We start from the raw sequence: 22,120 nt of genomic DNA, 5'->3' as shown, positions 1-22,120 counted from the left end.
ATAATCGATGGCAACCCAGACACTTCTTTGGACGGTTCTGCCTCATGGGCGTTTTACCGACGGGCCGAATAGCGGCAGGCGCCGGGTGACGATATCTGTTTCTCCAAGGCTTCGGCCGCAGGCAGCCGACGAGCAGGTTCTCAAGGCGTTTCCGGAATTTCTCGACTGGCCGGCGCTGATGGCAGATGCGAAATTCGGGCTTAGGGTAGGGGCTGCCGAGGTTCCGCTGAGACCCTTGAATCTGGGTGATTCCGATCTCTGGAAGCAACTGTTCGGTACCGCGACCCCGGTGGCCGGCTTCCAGTTCAAAGACATGAGCAAAGTCAATCTGCGCTCGTTCCAGGTCCGCAACGTGCTCAAATTCCTCCGACGCCACTATGGGCGGCTTGCCGTGCAGGCGGCCTCGAACCATCCGACCCTGCTGCCCTGGAAAGACGCACATCCCGATCTCAAGGAGATGTTGACCGGCATTGGCACGCGAACGCAGAAATTCAATCTGGGCGATCGCCCGATTGAAGTTGCCTTGCCCGGATTTTCGCGCTTTTTCGGCGAGGCGGAAAACGGAAGGTCGATCGAGAACTTCCTGAATGATGTGGTTTTCGGACCCGGTGGACTATACCGCACCCCGGTTGCCGCGATCGATGCAGAGGAAAGCGGAAGTCCTTCAGTGGCCGGGCAGGTCGTCCGGCGCACCCTGCCGGCCGACTGGTTCAACCCGCGGCCCGGCGGACCCAACACGCCGCTTGTCGGCGCGCCGGACGCCTCGCTCATGGATCAGTTCGCCAGCGCGGACGAATATGCCTACTATCAAGCCAACCGTTTTTACAACCGTGAACCGCCGAGTGCTGCGGAGCGCGCCATGCGCCGTCCGTCCTATGCCGATATTCCGGCACCGCCGAAAGTGCCCGATTTCGATTTTCACCGGATCGTCGCTTCGTATGCAGACTATCCATCCCTGCTGCGTGCGCTCGGGCTTTTGATCGATTGCGTGATCGAAGACGATGGGCCATTCGACCAGGCCATCGCCGCCGGCGGCGGCATTGGCAAGGGGCTGATGTCGCTGCTGGTCAGCCTGCCGGGCGGCCACGACCCGAATGATGATACCACGCCACGCACGGCCTGGCAGGACGACAAGGAGCGCTTTTTCACCCGGCCGCGCAGCGGTGACTTCCAGCGCGGCCTGCTCAGGCTCGAGGCCTCGGACGATAACTGGGGTCTGGTTGAAAAGGACAAGCCCGGTCTGTTCGACGTCTATCAGGTCGACCCGGATGGGGCCGTGCACAAGACGGTGGGCTTCACTCTCAGCGCACAAAACCTTGTCGGCAAAAGTCTCAGCCTGCGCCAGATCGATGGCGAGGTGACCTATACGACCGGCGACAAGCAGGCTGTTGCTGCCTTGCGCTCCGGCGGCCTTGGTGTATCTCGTCACGGCCGGGCGGCACAAGTTGCCGCCGATGCCGCTGCCGCCGCCCTGAAAAATCAGGCTGTCGAATCGGCCAACGGCAACAAGATCGTGTTTTTTGCAGAGGACGTGATACGCGGCTTCCGGGTTGATGTCTCTCCCGTCAAGGATGAGGTTACGCCGAGCAAATGGTTCTCGCTTTGCGCCCGCGTCGGCGACTACCGGTTGATCAAATCCGGTACGTCGCTGCCTCTGCCTCCCGACGAAGGTTATGTCTCAGGCGCTTCGACAACAAGCACTGCGAGCGACGGAGTGGATCCCGACGATTATTATCTGCACGAGTCGCTGTTCCGCTGGACCGGCTGGAGCCTCAGCGCCCCGCGTCCGGGCCTGGTGCTGCGATCCGCTCCGGTCAAGGATACGCAGCTGCAAAGTGAACAGCACGCTGTGATCACCGACGAGGCAGCCGACGGCAATGGGATCGCCGCCCAGTTCAAGGCTGCCAAGGGCTCATTGCCGAAGTTGCGGTTCGGCCAGCTCTATCGTTTCAGAGCCCGCCTGGTCGACAGCGCCGGTAATAGCCTCGAAAAGGACGATCAGACCCTCGGTGAACTCGAACAGGCAACCGATGCCGTCGGTTACTGGCGCTTCGAGCCAATCGATCCACCGGCGCTGGTGCAGCGTCACCGGGTGAGCGAAGGCGAATCTCTCGAACGCATGGTGGTACGCAGCAACTTCGACAGCGACACGGATGCCTATCTCGGCACAGCGGATTTTTCCGCGGCCATCGCCAAGCCGGAATCGCAGGACTTCGAATATAGAGCGCTCAACGAGCGTCACTTGGTGCCGCCGAAATCCTCGCAGCAGCAATGTGAGCAGCACGGCCTTTTCGACCCTTTCTTTGCCGACCCCCTGACCATCAAGAAAGGCTACGAAATCGCGGCTCGTGAGGCAGGCACGCTTTACGATGCCGAAGCCGGCGCACAAGTCGAACTGATCACACCTACCTCGCTTACCGAAATCGCCAAGACCAACGCCGTGCCGCCGGCACTGCCCGGGCCGGACAATCCGGAAGGCGACCGCCTTTCCGCCGGCCAATATGTCATTCATCGTGAAGCGACGGTTGAAACCCCTTATCTGCCGGACGCGGCGGCGGCCGGTATCGCGCTGCGCGCCGCCGCCGGACACGTGCTGCCTGGCGTCGTCACCGAAATGATCCTCGGGCCAAGCTGCGTGGTGCGCCGCGCTCCCAATCAGGAACTGGTGCTCATGGTGGCGAACCAGGAGGATTGGCCGCACAGCCGCGGTTTCCGATTGATTGTTGCCGAGAGAAAGGCGGATCTGACGGAATTGCCTTGCAAGGAAGCATTCGTTGACGACGGCGCGCCGAAATGGGACGAGAACGAGAGAACACTGACGTTTTTTGTTGCCAAGGGACGGATCGTGCGGCTCGTCTATTCGAGTTTTGCAGATCCCCATTTGATCGAAACGTTCGGTGTGCCCCATTGGACGTTGAGCACGGCAGAGCGCAAATTCGCTTCCGGCATGGCCGTTATGGGTGCCAATTGGCTCCTGACGCCGTTCCGCAATCTGGTTATGGTGCATGCCACGCAGCAGCCGGTCTGCCTGCCCGAACTCATTGCGTTCTCCAACTTTCGAGAACCGGGCTCGAAATTCACCGATCTGCATTCCCGTATCGTTCGGCTGCACGGTCCTTCGACCGGCAAGTTCGAGATCGAGGCGGATTGGCACGAATGGGTCGACGATCTCAGCAAGCCCGAACCGGAGCGGATTGTCGGCAAGGGCCAGCTCGGCGAGATCCAGCTTGCCGAAAACCACGAGAATGAATTCAATCTCGATGATGCCATCAATAGCCAGGTCCATGATCCGGCTCGGCCGCGAGCCCCGGCGAACCGCCATGAATTCGGCGACACGAAATTCCGATTGATCCATTATCGCCTGCGTGCCACGACGCGCTTCCGCGAATATCTGCCACCGTCACTTTTCGCCGTCCGCGATCTTGTCACCCGCCTTGGCCCGGTCGCCACCGGCGCACCCGTCAAGCTTGCCGCTGACGACGATGCGGGAGCTCCGGTTCTTACCGATCCCGCAGGCGACACCGGCCAGACGCTCGTACTCGCCAGTGCCCCACCGGATGATCCGCGTGTGCTTTACGTCGTGCCGACGTTCCGCTGGACACGCACAACCACTGCCGCCGGTCAGCAGGTCACCCGCGTCGGCAACGGCCTGCGCGTCTGGCTCGACCGACCCTGGTTCACCTCCGGGGACGGCGAACTTCTCGGCGTCGTCATCTTTGGCGAGAATGCCCGCTTCACAGATATTCCGGCCAAGATGCAACCCGTCGTGACCCAATGGGGCCTGGACCCGCTCTGGGATACGGATCTGCCGAAGACCAAGACAAGTGCCAGCGACTTCGCAGCACGCGTGACGTCCGAGCAGCTCAAGCTTCAGGAACATCCGGACGGCAACTTTGTCGAAGTGATCGGCCATCGGGTCCACTGGGATGCAGACCGGCATCTGTGGTATTGCGATATCGAACTCGATCCGGGCGTTGCCTATACGCCCTTTGTCCGGCTTGCGCTGGTACGCTACCAACCCAACGCGTTGTCATCCGCCAAGATTTCAAAAGTGGTGATGACCGAGTTCGCGCAGGTTCTGCCCAGACGCAAGGCCAACTTTCAAATGACCGGCAACCAGATCAGCCTCAAGCTCACGGGCAGGGTGCCTCATTTTGGACCGATGAAGTTTCCTGTCGATTCGGAGTACACAAATATATCGTTTATCGGCGGCGTCCACGAGACCGGCCGCAACCGCGTCGAGCTGGTGCTTCAGACCCGTGACCCGGAGATCGATTCCGATCTGGCCTGGCGCGACCAAAGCGTCCTGGCGAGCGCGATCGTCGGTGGTGACGCGAGCGACAACCCGTTGGTGACGCCAGGCATCAATCCGGGCGGCATCTTTGCCCTTCCGGCCGCTGCTGCACCTGGCGCGCGGACGGTCGAGCCGCGTGCAGGCAGTGCCATCTCCCTGTCCTCGTCGCTGGACCTCTCGGCAGCAACAGATGCAGTGCTTGACCCCACCGTCATACTCCCGGGCTTCCTCGATCCGGAAATATGGTCGGTTTCGCTGACGCTGCCCGATACCGGCGGCAAACCGGCGCGGCTGATGCTGCGTGAATTCGAACGCTATTACACCGACAGCACCGTTCCGGAACGGCGCGGCAATGCGGTCTTCAATCGCCGGGTGATCGAAGAACGGCTGGTGTATGCAGCGCTGTTCGAAACAGGGGTCTGATCGGATGCTCATCGGCGGCACGCGATGGAGCGCCTCGGCTTCCGTTCCGTGCTCGCCCGCCCTCGCATGATATCGACAATGACGTGCGCAGCTCGGATGCGGGGAAATGCCCCTCCGACGCGCTGGCTTTTTCCGTCGACCGTTCAGCAATCGATCTGGTACCACTCACCAAAGTGGCCATTGCGGCAGCAGTATGCAGCTGGTTTTCAGTGATCGCGGTTCCGGTTTCCCAGTTCTGACTGCAAGCCACCGGGTTCAGGCATTCGGCGGGAAATTCGAACGTCAAAATACGGAGGGATTGTTCAATGGATATTGCGGTTGTGGGCCTTGGCTCGATGGGAATGGGCATGGCCAGATCGGCTCTGGCGCGTGGAGCATCCATACGCGGTTACGATATTCGAGCTGACGTCCGGGCCGCCTTCGAGGCCGCAGGAGGAAGGTCCGGTGATACATTGGCGAATGCGGTTCGGGACGCAGACGTTGTCTTCCTGGTTCTCGTCAACGCGAAACAGACCGAAGAGGTGATGTTTGGCCCTGAAGGCATCATCAGGGATTTGAACAAAGGCGCGGCGATCGTTTCCTGTGCTACGCTCGCGCCGAAGGATGCACGAGACTTCGCCGCAAGGGTTGAGGAAAAGGGGTTTCACTATCTTGATGCTCCGATCAGCGGGGGAGCCGCGAAGGCGGCGGAAGGCAGGCTGACGGTCATGGCGTCCGGATCTCCGCAGGCTTTCGCAGCGGCAAAACCGGCGCTCGATATGGTCGCCGAAACCGTCTACACGCTCGGCGACGAGGCGGGCATTGGAACATCGTTTAAGATCGTCAACCAGCTTCTGGCGGGAGTGCATATTGCTGCGGCATGTGAGGCCATCTCTTTTGCCAAGAGGCTTGGTCTGGATCTGACGAAAGTCTACGAGGTCATCACCAAGTCGGCCGGTAATTCCTGGATGTTCGAAAACCGCATCCCCCATGTGCTTGACGAGGACTATGCGCCACGCAGCGCCGTCGGCATATTCACCAAGGATCTCGGCATCGTCGGCGACATCGCCAGAGAATTGCGGTTCCCGACGCCAATGGCAGCAGAGGCCCTGCAACTGTTTCTGATGACTGCCGCTGCGGGAATGGAGCAAGACGATGATGCCTCGGTCGCACGTCTCTACAGTCTGATCACCGAACGGCAGTGAAATCGTGGAAGCAATTGCGCGACACGGCCGACGGACGAGACACGGGGAACGATGTTGACGAGCTCGACCGGGTTGCTGCCACCGGCATGTTGATGCCACCGGCATGTTGATGCCGGCGGCAATTGTGACCCTGTGCCAATGGCATCTGTGTCGCTTATCTAGCGCTTTCGGGGAAGGCCGGCAGGCGGGAAATATGGGTGGGATCGTGCTGGATGACGAGCGTTGCGTTCAGCCCGGCTGCAATCGCCTCGAGGCGTTCCATCGATGCAAGTGTGTCGGCACGGTTTTCATTGAAACCCGGCACGCCGCGAGTGACGAGATTATCCTCGAAATGCACGACATCGCCGGAAAGCAGGACCGGCCCCATCTTTGCAAGCTTTACCAGGAGGGCGGCTTCCCCTTTCGTATGACCGGGCATCGACAGCATGATCACGGAACCGTCGTCGAAGACGTCACGGTCGCCTGTCACGAGGTCGAGTTTCGCCCTGCCATCGAGCCAGGGTTTGACGAGATCCGGTACGACCGCGAAGGGCGGAGGATTGTCGTGAAAAGTCTGCCAGTCGACGGCGCCGATCATCAGCGTGGCTTTCGAAAAGGTCGCGGCCTGCCCGAGATGGTCGAAATGATTGTGGCTGATGCCGACGGTTGCGATTTGCTCCGGTTTGATGCCGATCTGTTTCAATTGGGTCGGGATGTCGCTATTGAGCGAGACGCCGATCGGTGCATCCTGATCCAGTGCCTTGCCGATGAGGCCGGCAGGAAGCCCGGTGTCCCACAGCAGGTAGTCGCCGCCGTGGCGGATCACGTAGCAGCTATCCGTCAGCACGCCCTTCTTGCCGGCAGAAGCGAAGGTGTCCGAAAACATCGACAAATCCTTGACGACGACGTCGCCGCAATCGAGACGCCAGAGTTCCAGGTCCGGAGCAGCGCGTGTCGGCGTTGAGGCGAAAGACAGCGATGCGACCGTTGCCCCGATCGCAAGCGCAAATTTGAAGGTCTTCATGAAGGTCTCCTTGTGTCGAAGACCCTCCTTGTGCCGTCCTCCGTCGCACGCTATGCGCCGGATTTGTGATCACTTGAGCCCGAAACGCTCACCCGCGGTATTTTTTCCTGCCGCGCCTTCTCATACATTGCGCTCATGAACTTGATGATACGCGACCGACGTTACGAGCTTTCCCACCGCCTGCTCGATCGACTCCGCCCCGTGGTGGCGGGAAAGCTCGATGTGGGAATGCATCCTTATGGCGAGCAGCTTTTCGCCTATTGTTGCTTCGACCGCGAACGGGTGGCAGCTCTTCGGCTTGATTGTCCCATGATCTGCGTCGTGCTTTACGGCCAGAAGGACGTGTGGCTTGGCGATCGCACCCGGTCCTTCCCGGCCGGCTCGCTCTTCGTGTTGCCCGGTGGTGTGCCGATGGACGTCGTCAACATTCCAGACGATAAAACGGGCGTCTACGCAGCGTTGCGGCTTGACGTGCCGTTCCTGCCGGAGGGCATTCCGCCGTTGTCCGTTGCGGAGCGCGCCCGTAGTGCCGTCGATCTCGACGCCGTGCCACTGAGTATCGATCTCGTCGAGACGATTGGTCACGCCGCCTCCACGATCGCCGATGTCAGCGTCGGCGAAACGATCAAACGGCTCAGGCTGACAGAGGTTCTGGCGCTATTGCGGCCACTTGCCGAGGCACGGCCACTCTTCAGACAAAGCCTGTCGGACGACATCGCCTGGCTGATCGCAACGGCCCCTTCGCAGGCTTGGAACGTTTCTGATGTCGCAGGAAAACTCGGAATTGGAGCGTCCACGCTGCGACGTCGGTTGGCCACAGACGGCACCTCCTTCCGTGCAATCTTGCGGCGCGAGCGCCTGAAGGCTGCGCATCACGCAATCACATCCGGCGCTACTGCAATCGCCGCCGCAGAGGCAGCGGGCTACGTGTCGCGTTCGCACTTTTCCCGCCGGTTTCGCGAGAGTTTTGGGACCAGCCCAACAGGGCGGGAATAGCATCCAAAGTCTGTAAACTGCAGAGCCGTCCTGGGGGAGACGCGCCGTCGAAGGTGGACAGAGCCTTAAGCCCTGCAGCGCCTTGTGCGAACACGAACGCTGATGTCGCGACCGATCACTCGCATCTTCGGTCCAAACGGGCGGATTTCTGGATCGACTTCAGACCATGGCGAACGTCATCGTCACTTTCAGCGGTCTTTGCGGAGGCAGGAACCGTTGTTATGCGGGGCGAGCTCTAAATCCCCGACCCGTCGAGGTTCTGGTCGTCATCGCCTTCCCAGGGCGAGGGCATTGAGGTGCGATTGAGGTTGGCCGACGGCATCGGCATCCAACACTTCAATTCCGGCTCGGCATATTCGATGACCTGTCCGGGCGAAGAATCCGATGCGCGCCAGCCTTCTCCCGCAAACTGATCGCCTTTCGACCAATACGCGAGGTCAACTTCTGCCGGCCCCTGTTCGGATGGGCGTATCGTGACGAGGATTCGACTGCCGTCTTTTGGTGCGCTTGCCATATGGCGCCAACTGTCCGACTCGCCCATTGTTTTTCCTCCTGCCTTGCCACAGGTGCGAATGTCGCCTCGCCATCGGAAGCGGTCAACTCAAACTTTATACAACCCATCCCTATTGATTGGATATCGACCCCTATGGTTGACCTGCCCAATGGCATGACAGCCGGCAATGTCGGCTTTCACCAGCCTGTGGAGGCAGGCATCGACATCGAGGATCTGCGGGATGAGAAAATCATCTCTTTCTCCCGCCAGAATCTCTCCCACAGCGAGCGGTGTTTTGCGGAAAAGTTCGAGGAGCACGATCTGACCGACAATGTCACCTACACCTGCGACGACACCTTTTCGCTGGTGTCGGTGGTCTCCGCCGGCCTTCGTATCGGCTTCATTCGCGAATGGACGCAGGATCTACTGAACCGCGGCTCTAAAAGATCTCTTAAAGCAGCAGCGCCGAAGGAAGATTCAATCAACTCACCAGCACGCTCGTGACTGAAGCCCTCTTGAAGCGGAGCTTGAACGTCATCAATCCGTGGCCTCTCGGCTGACGATCACATCCGACATAACGCATTCGATTCAATAGGCGCCGAGCGCCCGACGCAGGTCGGCAAGCCTATCCTGATTGCAACCAGATTCCTTATCAAACACCGCTTTATAGTCGGCGATTGCACGCTTGTGCTCGCCGATAGCATCCAATACTTGCCCCCGGCGAGCGCGTGCCTCGTTGCAAACAGATTGATAGCTTAGAGCAAGATCGAAATGAAGTATCGCTCCGCGATAATCACGTCTCGCATAGGCCTCCGCGCCCAACAGCGTGTGAGCCGTTTCCAGCAGGTTGTCCCGCTCGTAAGAAATGTAGGCTCCAATTTGTTCCTTATCGGCAACGCCGTCGACAAATGCTTTTGCTGCCGCTGCTGCGTCCGCATTGGGTACGGTCGTAACAAACTTCCTCAAATCTCTTGCGGCATTCTCATACAGAGTGTCGGTGTTGGAAGAATATTTCCACCGCGACATTTCGTTGGCCGTGGACGCGAAAAACTTGCGGTAGCACTGCGGCTCGGCCAGGAGTGCGCGCGTTGAATTCTGCCAGAAGTCCGCTGCAGTTGCACCGAACTTGCGGGGAAGGGTGGCCAGCGAGTGAATGATGATCTGTCGTATTCTCAATCGGGATTGTTCGTCGCTCATGTCGAGACAGGCCTTGGCGGTCTGAAAATAGGTTCGACGTGTCAGCACAAAATCCGACCACGGCAGGTTCGACTCCTCGAAGTGCGGCTCGTCGCGGCCCATGACGTTCTCGAAATAGGCCGGTGAGTTAAAGTGGTCGACGCTTATCTGCGAATTTGTGTAGCCGCTCGTCTTAAGAGCCTGTTGCAGCGGGTCGATGGAAAGAGGAAAACTGAATATCCCCTGGCCGCGGTTGATGCTAATAATCGCCTCCTCCGCCTTGAGGTCAGCCTCCGTTTGAGCCGTCAGCTTCATATATGGAAAGGCGCCGTCTGGCACTGTCAGCAACCAGTGGAGCTTTGCAATCAATTGGTTCGTTTCGTCGCGATCGTTATTGTCGATTGCGCCGGACAAGAGGCTGCCAAGCAACTGCTTGCGCATTTCCTCTGCGAAAGCGTCCTGATTGGGACCGCGTGGCGGGATGGTTGCCCAGATCGCCGCCGTAGCCTGCGGACCCTTTGCCGCCTGAAGCAGCTGTCTCCAGGAATAAAAACCAAATTCGAGCTGAATGCGCTCCGCCGGGGTCGCGGTCCGATAGGCGTCGGCAATCGCGTGCAGCTTGCGCTGCCGCTCCATGGCCTCGGTCGCTGAAATTTCCCGCGGGCGCGGATCTTCGCGGGGATTGAGCAAGGCCTTCCCGAGCATCCGATCGCGGTTCGAGCGCAATCCTACGAGCCAGGAAATGTCGCTGATGTCACGCACGGTCACCGACGTCCCATTGCCTCGGCCGGCGAAGCCTTCTGCTTCGGCCTCGCGAACGCGAGCAAGGAAATCGAACAGGTCACCGGCAGGGATACTGTCGTTGTCCGCAACGCCTTCGAATGCCGAGATCACCGTTTCCGAGACGACGGCTTCCACCGGTCTATCGAGATCGTTACGGATCTGCCAACTCATCCAAAGATGGAGGGCAAAAGGGACAACCACGACCAAGGAGGCTGCAATTTCAATGATCCGGGCGATGCGCGCGGTGCGTTGCTGTCGATTTACGACAACGCTCAAACGATCCCTTCGGTGCCAAAGGAACAATTTGTCCGCGTCCATGACCCGCTTTATCGAAGCGCGGACAGCCAGCCGCGTCGAATAGGCCGCAATGACGGGCCTTGCCGTCAGCAAAAAGAATATGCTGACGAGCACCGCAATCAATTCAGCAGGCGTTGCCGCCTTGAGGCCCATTGCGGCCAGCAGCACCGTTACGCCCAGCAAGACCAGGCCCAGCCGCGTCCAGCCTGCTGCCACCAATTTCTCCGCGGGAACGAACATCGCCAGCCAGTCGAACCGAAAGGGCCACCTGCGCTGCCTGATGGCAAGATCGTGAAACGCGACCAGTTGTTCGCTGCCCAACGCAGCCAGGCGATCATCGTGCGGAAAAATCGGAATGCCGGTGGTCTGGTCGACATAGGCTGGCTTCCCGGCGGAACGACGATTGATGACGTCCCGCCCCGACTGCGCGTCCGCCAGCCATGAGAGATATGTCATCGCGGCGTCCTGGCCGCTGAGATCGACAAGCTTCCCCGGCTGTTCGGCGAACCGGCATTCCTGCTCGATTGCCTCGATCACGGCAGTCACACCGTGGCCGGCCGCAAAATCCCGCAGGCCTTCAAAAGTCCGCGTTCGCCCGTCGGGCAGAAAGTTGACGAAGTAGCGACCGATCGTGTCGTGAAACCGCTTATGGCTTTTCAGGTCGAGACTTGCAGCCCGGTTGAACAAATCGTTCCAGGTGCGCACGTCCCAGACATCGACATCTGCGGACATTCTGCCACGCCTGGCCGGTTGCATGATGTCGTCCAGCCGCCTTAATACAAGCTCCTCCAGTTCGCTCTGTGTTGGGATCTCATTGGGCTGGACTGCTCCGAAAGTCGGATCGACGGTGGTATTGCAGTGTTTCTCATACTCGGCTACGGCAAGGCGGTCATCGCGGTCGGCGCTCTCTCGCTGGACATCCTGAAGTTGCGATGCAGCAGATCTCTCGACGCTATGGTCAATCTCAGAGCGATCTGAGCTCGCGTCGCCCGGCTTTGGACGAGATCTGGATGTCGGGTCGGCCGCGTCTTCCCTCTTCTCTTCACTGATCTGCCGATTGGTTGCCGGCATTCTCGCGACCCAGGCTTCTGCCCAGGCAAGCGCAGCATCGCGCGCTCCAACCAGGCGCTGAAAACCTTCGGGATCTACATCAGGCCGAAAGACTTTAAGCCGCCGCGCATAAGCTTTGCGAATGTCGTCTTCGTCCCGTGTGGGTTCAATATCCAATAGAGTCCAAAAAGATTCGATCATGGCTGTCAGAAAACGGAGTGCTCAAACTGCGTTAACGCGTCTGCAAATTTCAAACGCAGCTCGTCAGGGTCGAAGTTCGACCGATCGTTCAGCGCCGTCTCGAATTCGAGCAGGAGCTGGCCGATGTGTTCGCGTCTGAGACCCAGCGCCTCGGCATAGAGTCGCTCCGCTCGTGCGATCAACGACCGGTTCTCCTGCTGGTCGCGCGGCGCCAGCTTGATCGAGGCCAAAGCCGCGAAGCTTTTATCGAGCTCTTCGTCACTGAGATTCGATTGGTTACGAAAAACCTTGCGCTCCATATGACCGGTCGAGGTTACCTTGATCTCCACCTCGAGCGCCCCATTGATGTCATATGTAAAGCGCACGGCGACGCTCTCTCTCCCAGCGGGACCCGGTGGAACAGGAACCCGGATCGTACCTATCAGGACGTTCTGGGACGGGCGCATGTTCTCGCCTTGCAATACGGCGATATCGATGTGCCTCTGGCCGTTGTCTACCGTGCAGTAAAATCCTTCCCGGCTGATGGGAACGACCGCATTGCGTTCGATGATCGGCGACAGCACTGCGCCGTCCGGCGCCCGTCTGTCCACCACTGCCGTCCCCAACGTAAAGGGACAGACATCGGTCATGATGATTTCATCGAGTGCGCCATGGCGATGTTTCAAGCCGACCTGTACAGCCGCCCCGAGAGCAATGGCATGATCGGGTCGTGCATGCACGAGTGGAAAGCGGCCGAACAACCGGGTGACCAAGTTGCGCACGAGCGGCATTCTCGTGGCGCCTCCGACGAGCACGATCTGGTCTATCTTGCCGGGATCTATGCGCGCATCGCGAATGGCGCTTTCGATGGGTGCACGCATCCGTTTGACAAGAGGCACCGCCGCCTCTTCGAATGCGGTTCGGGTCAGTTCTCCCACGCACTTTGTCTGACCCAGCGCAAAATCGTATGCCGCGTCCGACCGCTCGGTGAGGTTGAATTTGAGCGTTTCGGCTTCGTGCAGCAACCGTGCCCGCTCAACGGGGGCGAGCGTCGTTGCGTTCAATTCATGACGCTTGATCAGGATCTCCACGATTATGTCGCGAAAATCATCGCCGCCGAGCATCGAGTCCCCCGCCGACGCCCGGATCTCCATGACGCTCTCGTATTTGTGCAGAAGAGAAACGTCGAACGTTCCGCCTCCGAGATCGAGGATCAGAAAACGTCCTTCGCCTTCAGCCTCCAGGCCATGCGCAAGTGCCGCCGCCGTCGGCTCGTTGATCAGGCGATCGACCTTGAGGCCCGCCAGCCTTGCCGCGTCCAGCGTGGCTTTGCGCTGCGGGTCGTTAAAATAGGCCGGGACGGAAATCACCGCCTCGGCGATTTCCTCGCCCAGCCTGGCCTCGACGTCCTGTTTGAGCGTCTTCAAGACCAGCGCCGACAGCTCTTCGGCGCGCCAGGTCCTGCCGGCCAGTTTCGCGGTGTTGGTGCTGCCCATCCAGCGTTTGAAGGAAGCGACCGACCGCTCCGGATGCGAGATCAGGCGATCGGCCGCAGCACGGCCGACCAACACGACCCCATCATCGGCAATACTCACTGCGGATGGCGTCAAGCTCTCACCGAGGGCGTTTGTGACCAGCTCCGCACCCTTCTCCGTCCAGACGGACGCCACCGAGTTCGACGTGCCGAGATCAATACCGACAATTGCCATTAAAACCCCTGACTTAAAAAAAGAAGTGCGAAGACACGGGCGAATGGGTCGCTGCGTGGTGGCTGCGGGACCGGCTGTTGCAGGATTACTAAGGCCAGGATTCGCTAAATTGAAATTTCCGCGTAAATCTCATCCGTGTATAACATCTCGTTACGTTGCCATAATCGGATCAGAAATGTTGAAAGCGGCAAGCAATCTTGGTGAATCTGAGTTATCGACGGGCAGTGGTCGGGCCTTAGAAGCGTAGAAATGCTTCACGAATTCTTCCGGCATTCGTACTTTATATTTCTCCACCCAATTTAATAACACGCCATCCCAAACATATACACCATCTGATAACGCAACATTTCTGACGAGGTCATCATGGCAGTACGGATCTGGCGTTGGGCTTATAAACTCGATGAGAATCAATCCGCGTCTGAGGTAGGCAGCAACTTCTTCAGCAAGCGCGCTGGGCATGGCATTCATGTTGTCCTCAATACTCGGAGAAGTTGGTAATCGATTTGAGTATCGTCTCTCTTTGTATAAAATTAAACGCTTAAGATTTTCCATAGTGCTTTGGATAAAACATCTGCTTTTTTACTTAATAAATTTTTGCTCCAGAAACGCAAAAGTTTTTAGGTCGAAATATGAAATAAATCCATCCCAGTGCTGTGCACATAACCTCTCTTCTTCAATCCATACATACATTATATAGCTTGCGTTCGGCTTCTTAAGGTTTTCTTGTCCGATGACAGTCAATTTTGTAACCTCAAACTCGGTGAGCGGATATCCTTGCACACTGGATGCATTCCGCACAACAAAGTTTAGAAAACCGGCATCAAGAAGCTTATCCCCCATATCAGAGGAATAAAGATCAACAGTTCCGTTTGGCAGCTCTAACCGTGCGTGTGGAACAAAGCTATTTAGTTCATTTATGAGCTTATCTGAGAGGTTTAACATCAGCCCATCCATCATCAACACGATCTAAGAGTTGGAACTGAGTACCGCCACCTGGACGACCAAAGTTCGGATTAACCTCACCGGTTCTTATCCTTATACCAGCTGGCGGCTGTATGGATGTAACACCAGTCGGAATTTCGGGAAGCGCGAATTTATCTGCTATCTGTTGAGGTGTGAGTCCCTCAATATCGGATTGACGCATAATCCATTGTCCGCCAGGGCGATTGCCCGAAACTACGCGGACAAACATCTGATTTCCATCCGATACAAATTCTCTGACGAACGTACCCGGAGTGTATGGCGGCGAATATCCATCGGGAAACTGGCTATTGGCCCAATTTGCGGAGCGGGTCCGTCCGCCTTCAATCAGTTCTTCCAGTGTCTTAATGGACGCGCCGACGCCTTCACCCTTATCGGTCGACTTTACAGTCCCTCTCGGCCTTGATCCACCTTCGATTAACGCCGCCGCAGCTGTTATCCCAAGAGCCACAGGTCCTTTGAGCGCATCTTGCACCTGCTTCGGTGAGCCGGTTGCAATCAGAATTGCTTGCGGATCGCTTAGCTTATCGAGCATATCTTGAGGAAGGGTATAGGTATCCTTTTCATCGGCATACGTCGCAGCGCCGACAAAGACCATATGACGCTCGCTGTAGTAAAGGGGACTTGTAGGGTCTACCTTTCCTTGCCGGGCAAGCTCCATGTATTCGGCAGCAGCATAGCGCAATTCGGCACGCGCTTTCTGGCAGGCGATACTATAATCACCCTTGCATTGATCGAGTTTCTCATCTCTTTCATCTGAGCGTGTCCGCAATTCGTCTGCGGTTTTGCAAGCTTTTTGATCACCGTTGGTGCAATCGGCCCGGGCTTTATCAAACTCCTCCCGCTCGACATGCATCAGGTAATTGTACTGATAAACATTCCCCGCATAAGCCGCACCTGTTGATCCTGCGACGCCGCCGATGCCGGCAAGGATGGAGCTGGTGACGGTGTTGATCATGAACTCGGCGGCCGAGCCGGTCAGGCCCGACTGACTGACGAAGTCGGCGACCAGTTCGCGCACCTTCGGCCCGAGCAACGAGGAGGTTCCCCCGCCGAGCGCGCCGGCGAGCACGCCCTGCCAGTCGGTGACGCCACCGAGAAGGCCGCCGGCGATGGCATGCAGCGCCGCGCGGCCGGGACCGCCCTCCTTCCAGAACTCGTATTCCGCCTTGCCCGCTTCGCCCTTTTCCAATGCCGCCTGCGCCAGCTCGCCGGCCTTGTCGCCGATCAGCTTGGCGGCGCGTGCCGCCGCAGCGTCATAAAGCTGCTGCGTCTTCAGCTGTTCGGAAAGCTTCTTCTGCAGGTCGGGAATGCCGGGCAGCGAGGTGTTGGTGTCCGTCGTGTCGCGACGCAGCCCGTCGATGTTCTGCTGCTGGTGGGCAGGGTCGGTGATGATGATCCCGCCGGGCGAGATGGCGGAGAGCGCCTTGCCCGTCTCGCTCTCGCCTTCCTTCTGGTGCGGCGAAAGGAGGGGGCCGGCACCGGAGATGCCGCCGCCGAAGGTTTCCGCCTTCCACCTCGAATGCATGTCGATGTCGGTAAATTCCAGCGTGCCGGTTTCGAGGCGGTTGTTTCCGGATCCCGCCCTGCTGGTGATCAGGCCGCCTTCGAGCTTCGTCTTGCCCTCGACATCTATGTCGAAGCCACCCTTGCCGGCGTGGATGCCGGACTGCTCGGAGACGATCGCCATATCCCCCTTGGCTGTCTGGTAGGAGCCGGAGATGCCACCCGCGACGCCGCCGGTCGGCGCCGCACCGACGTTGCCATTGACATTGAACTGCCTGGCTTTTTGCGAGGCGGTATCGAGCTGGCTTTGGATGTTGAGATCGCCGCCGACATCGGCAATGACAGTCTCTCCGGTGACCGTCGCGCCGCGAAGGCTCGTGTCGCCGCCTGACTGCAGATAGACGCCGCCGATGCCGTCCAAATGGGTGTTGAGGTTGGTGAGCGTCGAACCATTGGCCTTGCCCTGGCCGAAGTTGAAGCTGACGCCCTGATTAGCCAGATCGATACTGACGCCGCCCGAGACATTCTTGCTGGAGTTCTGCGTCGTCGCCTGCGCGCTCGTCAGATTGATCTCGTCGCCGGCGATGAGGGAAATATCGCCGCCCCCGCCCGATAGCGTGCCATCTGCCTTATATCCCGCGCCGATCTGCGCGCCGACGGCGTTGATGTCGCCGGTAGCAGCCTCGATCACAACCGTGTCGCCGGCATTGATCGTGGTTGGAACCGGCGTCGAGGCCGACCCTTGAGAACTACTCTTCTGGTAGTCGAACCCGAGCGAGAGTGACGTGGAGAGAAGCGGGCCGTTCTTCAGGAGGTCGCCTGGCTTTGCTTTGCTCAGCGCATCATAGGCATAATAGCCGTTGATGGCGGCAATCGCGCCCATTGCGATCGATTGGCTCGAACTGCCCTCGCCGATGTTCTTCGCGGCGCTCACCACGTCCTGCGCGGCCCCTACCACGCTCGACGACACTGTCGCCTTCACGCCGGCGAACAGTTCTTCATGCATGGTGGCATAGTTGGTCTTGTTCTGCGCCGACAGAAGATTGACGTCGCGCTGTGCCAGAATGTCGACCGTCGAATCAGCCTCGACCCGCGCCGCCTGAAAATTGGCGTCACGGCCAGCGGTGACGATGACGTCGCGTCCGGCCGACAATGTGGACATCGCGTTGGTCTCGGCGGATTGCGCGGTCTTGTCGACCGATTTGCCGTAGCCGATGCCGATCGACGCGCTGCCGTTGCCGGCCGAGAAGGCGATGCCGAAGCCGGAGCGCTTGTCCTCCTTCGACTGCGAGGCGCTTTCGGCACCCGGCGTGACATTGACGTCGCGGGCGGCGTCGAGGGTGATGTCCTGGCCGGCCTCGACGCTGGAGCCGATGACATTGACGTCGGTCTCGCGCGCCTTGAGCGTCACATTCGTCCCAGCCGAAAGCACCGAGGCGACGTTGAATTCGGAGGCCTGGCTCCTGTCCTTCTGTTCCTTGCCCCAGAGCGAGATGAAGCCGCTGCCGGAACCGGCGAACAGGCCGGATTTCTTCTTGCTGCTTTCGAGCTGGTGCTGTTCCTCGGCGCCGATGACGGAGACGCTGTCGGCAGCAACGCTGATCGCATCGCCCGCTGTCACCTTCGAGCCCGCGATGACGGCGTTTCCGGTGGCGTTGAGATTGACGTTGCCGGATGCGGAGAGCGCGGAGGCGACCGTTGCTTCGTCATAGCTGTGGAGCGTCGAGCTTTTCTTGGACAGAAAACCCTTGCTCGAGGAAGCCTGTTCGAACTCGTTCGTGTCCCTGCCGGAGGCGATCAGCAGATCACCGCCGGCAGTCACATTGATATCGGCCTTGTTGGTGTCATCGCCGGCCGTCACCTTCGAGGCGGAGATGACGGTGTCGCCGCCGGAGGTGATCGCGACGCCCTTGCCGCCGCTGACCGACGATCCGACCAGCGTCTGGGTCTCGGCATGGCTGGTCGTCTTCTTGCCGCCGCCGAACAGGCCGCCCTTCTTCTTGTAGCTGTAGTCGGTCGTGGTGGTCTCGACGGCTTCGGCGATCGTCACGTCGCCGGCCGCCTTGAGGCCGAGCGTTCCGTCGGCTGAAAGCGTGCTGCCGATGACATTGAGGTTGCCGCCGGCCTCGGCGGTAATCGAACCGCCGGCGGTGATCTCGGAGCCGGTCGCCGTCGTCTCGACGGTGGTTGTGGTGCTGCGCCGGTCGCGCTTCGTCCTGGTCGTCGTCTCGCCCGTCGCGGAGATGTTGATGTCGCCGTTCGAGTTCAGAGCGAGATTGCCGCCGGCCGCCACTTTCGAGCCGGCGACGAGAATGGCGTCATTGCCGTTGATCGAGAGATTGCCGCCTGTGGAGACCGAGCCGTTGACAACAGAGACGTTGTCGGCAGCAAGGCTGGCGTTGCCGCCCGCTTTGAAGCTCCCGCCGGTGGCCGCGATCGACGTGCCGGAGACGGCAAGATTGCCGTTCGAGGCAACCATTCCGGAAGTGGCAAGCACGCCGGCATCGATGGTGACGTCCTTGCCGGCGATGACAGCACCGGCCGAGGCAAGCCGCTCCTTGTCGCCAGGGGCAAGGTGCAGCACCGGGGCGAGCACGCTCTTGCCGTCCACCACCTGCCATTCGTAGACGACGATGGATTGGGTGAGGCCGGCGATCTCGTCTGCCGTCAGCGGCTCGCCGAGTGCATGCTGATGCGCTCCGAGATAGTCGGCCCCGTTGTCGAGCAAACGCTTTATCTGGGTGACCGTATCATCGCCGGCAAAGCCGGAGCCGGTCACCTGTCTCAGCTGCTGCTCGACATACTGGTTCTCGAAATAGGCGTCGCCGAGGAACAGGATCTCGCTATCCGGCTTGTAGCCGATGCGGTTCAGGAAGTAGCTGGAGCCGTAGAATTTCGACACGTCGAGGAAGGCCGCACGGGTCTCGAACAGAAACGCCTGGCCGGGGATGGTGCCGCCAAAGCCGCCGGATTGCGGGGCTGCAACGGCGCCAAGCGTGAACAGAGCCCCGCTCGCCGTCATGCCAGCCAGCAATGCGGTCGGATTGCTGGAGGGCGCAGGCGAGGCAACGGCGACATGGTCGGCGATCGTTCCGGCAAGGGCGGTATTGTTGACGGCGGCAAAGCCGCTGATGCCGAGCGTTCCCCCTGACTTGATCGTCGCTGGAACACCGCCGATCGCCGTCACACTTTCCACCGTGCTGCCGGGGAAGAGATCCTTCGAGGGATCGCGCGTGCCGAACGGATTGAGCGAGTACGTCGTGACCAGATAGCCGTCGCCGTTGCCGCCGGTATCGCCGGTCATCCGCTCGTGCCACTCCTGGGAGACGAAGGCGGGATAGTACTGGCAGCCTGCTGCCTGGTCACAGGTCATCAAAACCGTGCGCTGCAACTGCAGGCCGAGATTGGTCAAGGTGCCGGTGCCGGTCACCGTCATGCCCGTGCCGGCCTCGATGGCGCTATAGGCGTTGGTGAGATCGACAGTATTGATCGAGAGTATGTCGCCGGCCTTGATCAGCGCCGCCGGACTTCCGTAAGAGGAAACCCGGTCCTCGGTGACATTCCGGTAGACGTGGTGATCGGCATCCTGGACGATGTAGACCGTGCCGTTGTATTCGACACCGCCGCTGGGAGAGCAGGTATTGCAGAGACTTCCCTTGAGACTGTCATAGGCGGTGACGGGCGCGCTGGAAATCAGCTGGCTTGTGACAGTGGGAGCGACAAGCTTTTCGTTGCGCAGATTTGCGGTTGTTATCGCAATGTTACGGTCTGCTGTGATCAGGCCGGACCGGTTGATGATGGCAGCGTTGCGCGCTTCACCGGCGTTGCCGGCAATCTTAAGATCACGACCGGCGATAACAGCGCCCTGATCGTTGGCAAGCACGCCGCCGACGAACAATGCCGCGTCATTGTCGGCATAGACCAGCCCGGTGGCGGTGTTGGCAAGGTTGCCGGAGACGTTGATGGTGAGATCGTTGCCAGCGGCAAGCTGTCCGGCATTGGTCAATTGCGCCAGGGACAGCGTCAAATCGTGGGCGGCCAGCAGATTGGTGGCGCCGCTGGTGGCAAGGTTGCCAGCGGCAATGGCGATATCGCCGGAGCCGCTGATACCGCTGGCAGTACTGCTGGAGGTCACCGCATTGAGCCGCGTTCCGGTCAGATCGGCTGCCCCGGAAGACGTAAGATCGATTCCGCCGAACGTCAGCTGGCTGCCGGAGAGATTGGCGCTTTCGGCATCGATATGCAGCGTGCCCGAGGTGGCAAGCCCGCTCCGGTTGCCGGAGAGATCGACATGTCGTTCATTGATCGTGATGTCGCCGCCTGCGGCCGTGCGTTTGTCGAGGCTGATGACACCTGACAGCGACGACAGCGATATGGCCTCGTTTGCCTCCAGGCTGCCATAGCGGATATTGCCGCCGGCGGAGGCCTGCAAATTGCCGCCGGCAAGAACGCCGCCCGAAAGCCCAAGATCAAGACCGGCGAGCAGAGCTATATCGCCCTGCGAAAGCAAGGTGCCGGCTGTGATCGCGCCGGAGGCGGCCGTGGCCGACAGGGCCGCGCCCGACTGCGCCGTGCCGGTGATGGCGATGGTGCCAGCCCCTGACGACAGCGACATTGGTCCCGCCGCTGCCGTCTCGGTCAGGGCAAGGTTGCCATCGGCCAGGACACTGAGGGCGCCATTGCCGGCAAGCATGCCGCTGACATCGACCAGACCTGCCCCGCCATCGATGAAGATATCGCCTTCGGCTCCGACGGATGCCAGGCTGACATCCTTGCCCGCCTTGACCGACACCGTCTTCTTCGAGGTCAACCGGCCGGCTGTCACGCTGCGCTTGGAGGCGAGGCTGACGCCTTGGTTGCCCGACGCGTTGCCGATCGAAATTTTGCCGTCCGCCGACAGCGAAAGCTCCCCTGTATTGGCCGCCATGTCGCTGCGCATGCGGACGCCTGCGCCTTTTTCCGTGACGACCATCTTGATGCGGCCGGCCTGCATGGCGCCGAGCGCCGAGCCGTCGATTGCGTATTCGGGTGTTCCCGATGCCGCGTCGAGGGCTGCTGCCTCGCCGGTGGCGTAGTCGAACTTGCTTTGGCCTCCCGTCAGACGCAGGTCCTTGCCGTAGACCGGGCCATCGATCTTTACGGTGCGGGATATGACGTCGAAGAGGTCGACCGTACCGTCGCCGGATGCGAAGTTCGCGCCATTCGAGCCGAAGGTGACATCCCCATTCCTGACCGTGAAGCCGTTCAGCCGTCCATCGGCGCCGATATCCGGGGTGCCCGTCGTCAGCATGGCGTGCGGTGTGTTGATGAAGCCGCAACCGTCGCAGGTGATGCCGTTCGGATTGGCGATGATGACATCGGCCCGGCCGCCGAATATTTCGACCGGCCCTTCCAGTGCGCTTCGCCTGTTGCTGGTGACTTCATTCAGGATGACCGAAGCCGGGCCGCCGCCCCGCAGGTTCGGATTGCCTGGCGTGACGCCGCCGAGTTTGGACGTGCCGATCTCGGCATTGTAATTGTTCAATATCAGACCGGGCGTTCCGACATTGAAGTCGCCGTATTTATTGTGGGAGAGACCGGCGCTGTTTGGCGTCACGATATCGACTAAGGGAATGCCGTTTGGTGCCGTCCCGATATCAGGGCGATTTGCGGCCGGTGCTGCCGCATCCGGCGTTACCTGCTGGGCCTGCAGCAAGGCCGGCTGAAACAGAAGCAGGGCGCTGAGAAACGTCGCAACTGCCTTGCGGGCCAGACCGGAAGGGGCGCATCGCTCTTTGTGCTCGGTGTATCGGGCAGGAATTCCGCCCCGAACGGAAACAAGCGACCCGAACTTGCCCATGCTGTCACAACCTCTGCTACCGACAACCCGGTTGCAGCGCAGCAAGCGGGAAATCAGGCAATGCGACAACCTGGCGGCGAGAGTCAACGTGTATTGGAATATTGCTCAATCTTAAGGTGATGATTTACTTAATGGGATGCCGAGGATTTCAGACAATACCAAATCGGATTTTTCGCCGAAGAAAGAATCACGTAGATAAATCAATA

At 59.7% G+C, this 22,120-nt stretch carries 10 protein-coding genes and 1 pseudogene; 4 read left to right on the top strand and 7 right to left on the bottom strand.

Annotated features, from left to right (window positions below):
- Positions 1-7 precede the first annotated feature (7 nt).
- A complete protein-coding gene (locus FHT82_RS18780; RefSeq protein ID WP_183734109.1) occupies positions 8-4,717 on the top strand; it encodes a hypothetical protein in 4,710 nt (1,569 codons plus the stop codon).
- A gap of 305 nt (positions 4,718-5,022) precedes the next feature.
- Positions 5,023-5,901: an L-threonate dehydrogenase gene (gene ltnD / locus FHT82_RS18775; protein WP_183734107.1), complete on the top strand. Its 879-nt coding sequence runs from the start codon at positions 5,023-5,025 to the stop codon at positions 5,899-5,901.
- Positions 5,902-6,055: 154 nt separating this feature from the next.
- Here the strand turns inward: ltnD and FHT82_RS18770 are convergent, their stop codons facing one another.
- Positions 6,056-6,904, bottom strand: a complete 849-nt coding sequence (locus FHT82_RS18770) for an N-acyl homoserine lactonase family protein (RefSeq protein WP_183734104.1) — start codon at positions 6,902-6,904, stop codon at positions 6,056-6,058.
- 135 nt (positions 6,905-7,039) lie between these two features.
- Between FHT82_RS18770 and FHT82_RS18765 the strand changes: the two genes are divergently transcribed.
- Complete coding sequence (locus FHT82_RS18765) at positions 7,040-7,900, top strand: helix-turn-helix domain-containing protein (protein ID WP_183734101.1); 861 nt, start codon at positions 7,040-7,042, stop codon at positions 7,898-7,900.
- Positions 7,901-8,135: 235 nt separating this feature from the next.
- On the opposite strand, the gene FHT82_RS18760 is transcribed toward FHT82_RS18765, so the two are convergent.
- Positions 8,136-8,441, bottom strand: a complete 306-nt coding sequence (locus FHT82_RS18760; RefSeq protein WP_183734098.1) for a hypothetical protein — start codon at positions 8,439-8,441, stop codon at positions 8,136-8,138.
- Positions 8,442-8,603: 162 nt separating this feature from the next.
- Between FHT82_RS18760 and FHT82_RS18755 the strand changes: the two are divergent.
- A pseudogene (locus FHT82_RS18755) lies at positions 8,604-8,828 on the top strand (LysR substrate-binding domain-containing protein); the annotation flags it as partial.
- A 153-nt stretch (positions 8,829-8,981) separates the two neighbouring features.
- Here the strand turns inward: FHT82_RS18755 and FHT82_RS18750 are convergent.
- The 5 genes from FHT82_RS18750 to FHT82_RS18730 all read right to left on the bottom strand — a co-directional run bounded on the left by FHT82_RS18750 (position 8,982) and on the right by FHT82_RS18730 (position 21,914).
- Positions 8,982-11,900: a J domain-containing protein gene (locus FHT82_RS18750; RefSeq protein ID WP_183734094.1), complete on the bottom strand. Its 2,919-nt coding sequence runs from the start codon at positions 11,898-11,900 to the stop codon at positions 8,982-8,984.
- A gap of 5 nt (positions 11,901-11,905) precedes the next feature.
- A complete protein-coding gene (locus FHT82_RS18745; RefSeq protein WP_183734092.1) occupies positions 11,906-13,588 on the bottom strand; it encodes an Hsp70 family protein in 1,683 nt (560 codons plus the stop codon).
- A 150-nt stretch (positions 13,589-13,738) separates the two neighbouring features.
- On the bottom strand, positions 13,739-14,056 hold the full coding sequence (locus FHT82_RS18740; protein WP_183734089.1) for a hypothetical protein: 318 nt from the start codon (positions 14,054-14,056) through the stop codon (positions 13,739-13,741).
- Between the two features lie 111 nt (positions 14,057-14,167).
- On the bottom strand, positions 14,168-14,530 hold the full coding sequence (locus tag FHT82_RS18735) for a hypothetical protein (protein WP_210276807.1): 363 nt from the start codon (positions 14,528-14,530) through the stop codon (positions 14,168-14,170).
- On the bottom strand, positions 14,511-21,914 hold the full coding sequence (locus tag FHT82_RS18730; RefSeq protein WP_183734084.1) for a hemagglutinin repeat-containing protein: 7,404 nt from the start codon (positions 21,912-21,914) through the stop codon (positions 14,511-14,513). The genes FHT82_RS18735 and FHT82_RS18730 overlap by 20 nt, the downstream gene beginning before the upstream one ends.
- Between the last annotated feature and the right edge of the window lie 206 nt (positions 21,915-22,120).

The organism is Rhizobium sp. BK275, assembly GCF_014193555.1.
Classification (GTDB): domain Bacteria; phylum Pseudomonadota; class Alphaproteobacteria; order Rhizobiales; family Rhizobiaceae; genus Rhizobium.
Note: the sequence above shows the minus strand (reverse complement) of the source record. Positions and strands in the feature narration are given on the sequence as shown.

Excerpts from the sequence above, each read along its gene's own strand:
- FHT82_RS18780 (WP_183734109.1), top strand. The coding sequence starts at position 8 with ATGGCAACCCAGACACTTCTTTGGACGGTTCTGCCTCATGGGCGTTTT.
- ltnD (WP_183734107.1), top strand. The coding sequence starts at position 5,023 with ATGGATATTGCGGTTGTGGGCCTTGGCTCGATGGGAATGGGCATGGCC.
- FHT82_RS18770 (WP_183734104.1), bottom strand. The coding sequence starts at position 6,904 with ATGAAGACCTTCAAATTTGCGCTTGCGATCGGGGCAACGGTCGCATCG.
- FHT82_RS18765 (WP_183734101.1), top strand. The coding sequence starts at position 7,040 with ATGAACTTGATGATACGCGACCGACGTTACGAGCTTTCCCACCGCCTG.
- FHT82_RS18760 (WP_183734098.1), bottom strand. The coding sequence starts at position 8,441 with ATGGGCGAGTCGGACAGTTGGCGCCATATGGCAAGCGCACCAAAAGAC.
- FHT82_RS18750 (WP_183734094.1), bottom strand. The coding sequence starts at position 11,900 with ATGATCGAATCTTTTTGGACTCTATTGGATATTGAACCCACACGGGAC.
- FHT82_RS18745 (WP_183734092.1), bottom strand. The coding sequence starts at position 13,588 with ATGGCAATTGTCGGTATTGATCTCGGCACGTCGAACTCGGTGGCGTCC.
- FHT82_RS18740 (WP_183734089.1), bottom strand. The coding sequence starts at position 14,056 with ATGAATGCCATGCCCAGCGCGCTTGCTGAAGAAGTTGCTGCCTACCTC.
- FHT82_RS18735 (WP_210276807.1), bottom strand. The coding sequence starts at position 14,530 with ATGTTAAACCTCTCAGATAAGCTCATAAATGAACTAAATAGCTTTGTT.
- FHT82_RS18730 (WP_183734084.1), bottom strand. The coding sequence starts at position 21,914 with ATGGGCAAGTTCGGGTCGCTTGTTTCCGTTCGGGGCGGAATTCCTGCC.